The sequence below is a fragment of the Pedobacter jamesrossensis genome, from assembly GCF_042650905.1.
Classification (GTDB): domain Bacteria; phylum Bacteroidota; class Bacteroidia; order Sphingobacteriales; family Sphingobacteriaceae; genus Pedobacter; species Pedobacter jamesrossensis.
In genome coordinates this window covers 1-5,406 of record NZ_JBHSBY010000078.1, presented here as the reverse complement: position 1 = coordinate 5,406, position 5,406 = coordinate 1, and the positions used below count along the sequence as shown (strand labels likewise).

The following is a 5,406-nucleotide window of genomic DNA, read 5'->3' as shown; positions in this document are numbered from 1 at the left end:
GTTAACCCTTCAGGTAGTATTAAAGATAGTATTGAAGTGTCCAAAATAATAATGTTGTACAAAATTAAATAAACTTCTCAACTCCCCAACTTTTTTGCTTGATCCGATTTAACCAATGCTACATTACCCAAAACAGCTAAATTAGAGATTAGCCGAGAATAATTGCATAAATCATTTGTTAAAGAAAACTGATTGGAATGATAGCCCCCGACTTAACCATCTGTAATATTTGCATTGTGATATGTTTCATTATGGCACTGGTTTGATCGGGGCGAAAATGGAAAGCAGGATTATCGGAGCCGAAAAGAACCGAAACCTGCTTTTCTAAGAATTTTATACTATTTAAATCTGATTGCTTTTAAAGGCGAAACCTTACTAATTAATAGTGATGGGATTATTAAAACGGTTAAACAAACTACAACTGTTATTACATTTAATGCCAAAACATCGATAAAATGGAATTCGATTGGTGCATAAGCCAGGAAATATGAGGTTTGGTCAAGTTTAAATATGTGCGTTGCCTGTTGGAAAAAGCCTAAACCCAAACCTAAAATATTACCGAGCAACAAGCCTATACCTATTAAATACGCTGCATTGTAAAGGAAAATTTTCATGATACTCCAGTTACTTGCTCCGAACGACTTTAGCATTCCAATCATATTTGTTCGCTCTAAAATCATAATCAATAATGCTGTAATCATATTTATAACGCCAACAATAAGCATTAAAATAAGTAGAACACGCGTATTAACATCGAGTAAGCCAAGCCAGGTAAATATGTTTGGAAAGTTTTCTTTAATTGAATACGAACGGAGATTTTGAGGCAGTTTTTCGAAAATATCATCGGCAACTGGCTTTAATTTATTAAAATCTTTAATCCTGATTTCTATACCGCCAACTTCATTTGGTTGCCAGTTATTTAAACGCTTTACTATATTTAGGTTGCCTAAAACAAAACCCTTATCTATGTCTTCTACCCCAATATCGTAAACGCCTACGATTTTAAATTTCCTTGGCCGTAATTGATTTTGAACAAAATACATGATGAAATCATCTCCAGTTTTAAGTTTTAATCGTTTTGCAGTGTAGTTTGAAATCAGCAGCTCCTGCATTGCTGTGAGGCTATCAGAAAAATCGATAATTGTACCACTGATGATATGTTGCTTAATGTAATCCCAGTTATATGACTTATCTACGCCTTTAAAGTTAATTCCTTCAATTTCGTTGTTTGCAGAAAGAATTGCTGGCTTTGTAGCAAAAGGATAAAAATATTCGATATTGGAATTAGTTCTTAATTGCTTTTCTGTTGCGCTATCCAAAACAAAAGGCGAGTGCTCAAAAGAATTATTTAAATCATATCTGGTAATTTGTACATCGCCCAAATAACCTCTAACTTTATCTTGAATTTCGGTTTTAAAGCCTTTAATAATGGCTATAGAAAGAATCATAACTGCTAAACTCAACATTACGCCTGCAATTGCAATACGCACAATGAGCTTTGAAAAGGTTCTTTCTGATTTTATGGCAATACGCCCGGCTATGAAGTATTCGAAATTCAATTTGATAAATTTGTAGTAGCAAAAATGCTTAAATCCTTTTTAAAAATGGCATTTTTGAAAATAAATACCAATCGTAAAAAAATCAATACGCTGTAAACAATAATTAAAAAAGTGCTAAATTGTTTTAATTGATTGAAAAAACAGATTTGAATGATTACCACAATAAAACTATGAAAACATATATCAGCTTTGCTTTAACCAGTTTAGTAGCACTTTCAGCTTGCGGACAAGGACCAAAATCTCTAGAACAGGAAGTTCACGGAAAAGAACCTATGAACAGTAAAACCTTACTTAAGGAAAGTAAAGTGTTAGCAAGTTCTATTAAAACAGGTGCAGAACAAACAGAGAAATATTTACCATTACTTAAAGGTAAGCGTGTTGGTATGGTTGTTAACCCAACTTCGATAATCGGGAAAGAAACTGCTGTAGATAGCTTATTAAAACTTGGTGTTAAAATTCAGAAGATTTTTGGTCCGGAGCACGGTTTTAGAGGAAATGCGAGTGCTGGAGTAAAAGTTAGCGATGATGTGGATGAGAAAACGGGTATTAAAGCGGTTTCGCTTTATGGAAAACACAGTACACCAACTGCAGAAGATTTAGCCGATATCGATATTATGATTTTCGACATCCAGGATGTTGGCGTTCGTTTTTACACCTACATTAATACTTTGCAGCACGTAATGGAAGCATGTGCAGCTAATAATAAAGAACTTTTAATTTTAGACCGCCCAAATCCTAACGGTTATTTAATTGATGGGCCAATTTTAGAACCAAAATTTAAATCAGGTATTGGAATACAGCCAATTCCGATGGCTCATGGTTTAACCATTGGAGAATATGCGCAAATGCTTAATGGCGAAGGTTGGTTAAAAGATAAAGTGAAATGCAAAATCACAATTATAAAAAATGCCAATTACAACCATGATATGGAATATACTTTACCCGTTAAACCATCTCCAAATTTAAATACACAACAATCTATTTTATTATATCCTTCTACCTGCTTATTCGAAGGGATTTATCTTAACCATGGTCGTGGTACACAATTTCCGTTTACCATAATAGGCGCACCTTACTTAAAAGGCATTTACAAATTTTCATATACACCAACAGGAATTAAAGGAATGGCGGAAACTCCAGTCTTTAAAGATCAAGAATGTTATGGAATAGATTTAAGAAATTATGATACGTCTATTTTACGAAGAGAGAAAAAAATAAACATAGATTGGGTTATTCAATTATATAAAGCTTCGCCTAAAAAAGAAGATTTCTTTAATTCTAAATTGAGTAATCAGACAATGCCTATTGAGAAATTGGTTGGTGTTGCTGATTTTAGACAACAAATTATTGATGGGAAAAGTGAAAAGGAAATAAGAGCAAGTTGGGAACCAGGATTAAGCGCCTACAAAACCATGCGTAAAAAATATTTGCTATATAATTAATGATTGAATGAGAGAATTTTGAATGACTGAATCGGTAAATATCCTGATAATTAAAACAATGTTTAAAACCAGAATGTTCTACTTGTATAATCATTCAAAATTCAATCATTTGTATTATGAGCGGACCAAAAATAAAAAGTGATAAGCCAGGCAGTAATTATTTGGAGGAAGTACCAAAAGGCAGAAAGCCAGTAGACAATAAAACCGTTAGAAAGCCTAACGATACAACACCAAATAAACCTGTTAAAACAGACAATCCTGCGAAACAAAGAGAAAATGAGGAACAACCTGTTCACTCGATAAAAAAGGCTCCAAAAGAATAATTGGAGCCTTTTGATTAATTTTTATTTACTTCCTGTTGATTTTAAGAAAGACAATAAGACTTTCTCATCATGCTCTAAACTTAACTTTCCGATAGCTTTTTTATTGTTCATTTTCTTAATATATTTATCTAATTCATCATTTTCGTAAGCTGTAATTAGAAGTGGATAAACGTAAGAACTCTTGCAAACAGCTCTTGTATTGCCCAACTTTTTAGCTACGCAATCCAAAACCGAAACAACAGTTTTTTTTGTATTAAGCTCGATGTTTCCATCAGCTCTGCATTTAGAAAACTGACGCAAAGCTTCTAAAGTTCCGCCCCAGGTTCTAAAATCTTTTGCAGTAAAGTCGTTTCCAGTTATTTCTCGTATGTAAGCGTTAATTTTTCCAGAATCGATACTTTTATGTTCTTTTCCGTTTGAATAAAATTGAAATAGCTCTTGCCCAGGTATATCACGACATTTTTTAACTAATTTAGCTAAGCTTCTGTCATTAAGTTCTACATTTTGCCTTACTCCTTTTTTGCCTATAAAATCCATGCTGATTTTACTTCCGGTAATCCTTACATGTTTATCTCTCAATGTTGTTAAGCCAAAAGAGCCATACAAATGCTTGTAATTCTCATTACCAACTCTAATTAATGTTTTTTGAAGCACATCTACAGAAATAGCAAGCACTTTTCTTTCGTCTAGTTCTTTACGCTTTAAATCTTTTGCAATTTTTTTTCTGGCGTCTGCGAGCGTTTTACCGAAAGCGTAAAGTCTAAAATATTTATCTTCAGAACGACGATTTGTCCATTTTGTATGATATTTATACTGCTTTCTTCCAGCAGCATCGATTCCGGTAACTTGTAAATAAGCATTCGGTTTACTGGCAATCCATACATTTTGCCATGCTGGTGGAATAACCAACGCTTTTATTCTGTCGAGATGTCTCTCCTCGGTAATTTTCTGTCCTTTTTTATCCTCGTAATGAAATTTTCCTGGTTTGCCTTTACGATAAAAACCAGGTGCCGAATCGGTTACATAAACCAAGCCGCTCGCTTTAACAACATCTTCGCCTTGTACCATTTTTATCTATAAGGATGATTTTATTTTTAGTTATTTTGCAAAACATAACACGAGTATTCGCGTTTTTTTTTTAACACAACACTTTCTTATGAAAATAGTTTTTATGGGTACACCCGATTTTGCAGTTGCTTCTTTAGATGCTTTGGTGCAAGCAAATTTTAATGTGGTTGCAGTAATTACGGCGCCTGATAAACCTGCTGGTCGCGGGCAAAAACTTAATGAAAGTGCAGTAAAAAAATATGCTGTAGAAAAAGGAATTCCGGTTCTACAACCGGAGAAACTAAAAAATCCTGATTTTTTGGAAGAACTAAAATCATATCAGGCAGATTTGCAGGTGGTAGTGGCTTTTAGAATGTTACCAGAAGTGGTTTGGGCCATGCCAGCAAAAGGCACAATTAACTTACATGGTTCTTTGTTGCCTCAATATCGCGGTGCTGCACCAATTAACCATGCAATTATAAATGGCGAAAAGGAAAGTGGCGTTACAACCTTCTTTTTAACACATACTATTGATACAGGAGATATAATTTTAAGTGATAGTACCCCAATTGCTAATGATGAAACAGCAGGTGAACTACATGATAAATTAATGGTTATTGGCGCTAATTTACTGGTTAAAACAGTTACTGCAATTGCAGATGGTAATTTTACAGAACAGCCTCAACCACAGAGTGATACTTTAAAACACGCCCCTAAAATATTTAAGGATGATTGTAAAATAGATTGGAATAATTCATCGCAAACAGTTTATAATTTAATTAGAGGATTAAGTCCATATCCAAAAGCTTTTACCTTGCTAAATGACAAAACACTTAAGGTATTTAAAGCAGAGCTGGAAGATAAAGAGCCTGGAATTGCTGCCGGTGGATTTTTAACAGATGGTAAAACCTATTTAAAATTTGCTACTAAAGATGGTTTTATAAAACTTTTGGATATTCAATACGAAGGAAAAAAACGAATGTTGATTGAAGATTTTTTACGTGGAATGAGGTTGTAGTTTTTTCAGCCTGTTAG

At 33.7% G+C, this 5,406-nt stretch carries 5 protein-coding genes; 3 read left to right on the top strand and 2 right to left on the bottom strand.

Translation table 11 applies throughout. The features are described from left to right. Positions 1–338 precede the first annotated feature (338 nt). Positions 339–1,559, bottom strand: coding sequence for an ABC transporter permease (locus tag ACFOUY_RS09220; protein WP_378960216.1), 1,221 nt, complete (start codon positions 1,557–1,559; stop codon positions 339–341). 170 nt (positions 1,560–1,729) lie between these two features. Here ACFOUY_RS09220 and ACFOUY_RS09215 point away from each other — a divergent pair, with 170 nt between their 5' ends. Both ACFOUY_RS09215 and ACFOUY_RS09210 read left to right on the top strand, forming a co-directional pair. Next, positions 1,730–3,001 carry an exo-beta-N-acetylmuramidase NamZ family protein gene (locus ACFOUY_RS09215; protein WP_378960215.1) on the top strand — a complete coding sequence of 424 codons (1,272 nt, stop codon included), beginning with the start codon at positions 1,730–1,732 and terminating at the stop codon, positions 2,999–3,001. A gap of 116 nt (positions 3,002–3,117) precedes the next feature. Continuing rightward, a complete protein-coding gene (locus ACFOUY_RS09210; RefSeq protein ID WP_378960214.1) occupies positions 3,118–3,324 on the top strand; it encodes a hypothetical protein in 207 nt (68 codons plus the stop codon). A gap of 21 nt (positions 3,325–3,345) precedes the next feature. Here ACFOUY_RS09210 and ACFOUY_RS09205 read toward each other — a convergent pair whose 3' ends face one another. Next, positions 3,346–4,392, bottom strand: a complete 1,047-nt coding sequence (locus ACFOUY_RS09205; protein WP_378960213.1) for a DNA topoisomerase IB — start codon at positions 4,390–4,392, stop codon at positions 3,346–3,348. 88 nt (positions 4,393–4,480) lie between these two features. Here ACFOUY_RS09205 and fmt point away from each other — a divergent pair, with 88 nt between their 5' ends. After that, a complete protein-coding gene (gene fmt, locus ACFOUY_RS09200; protein ID WP_378960212.1) occupies positions 4,481–5,389 on the top strand; it encodes a methionyl-tRNA formyltransferase in 909 nt (302 codons plus the stop codon). Positions 5,390–5,406 lie beyond the last annotated feature (17 nt).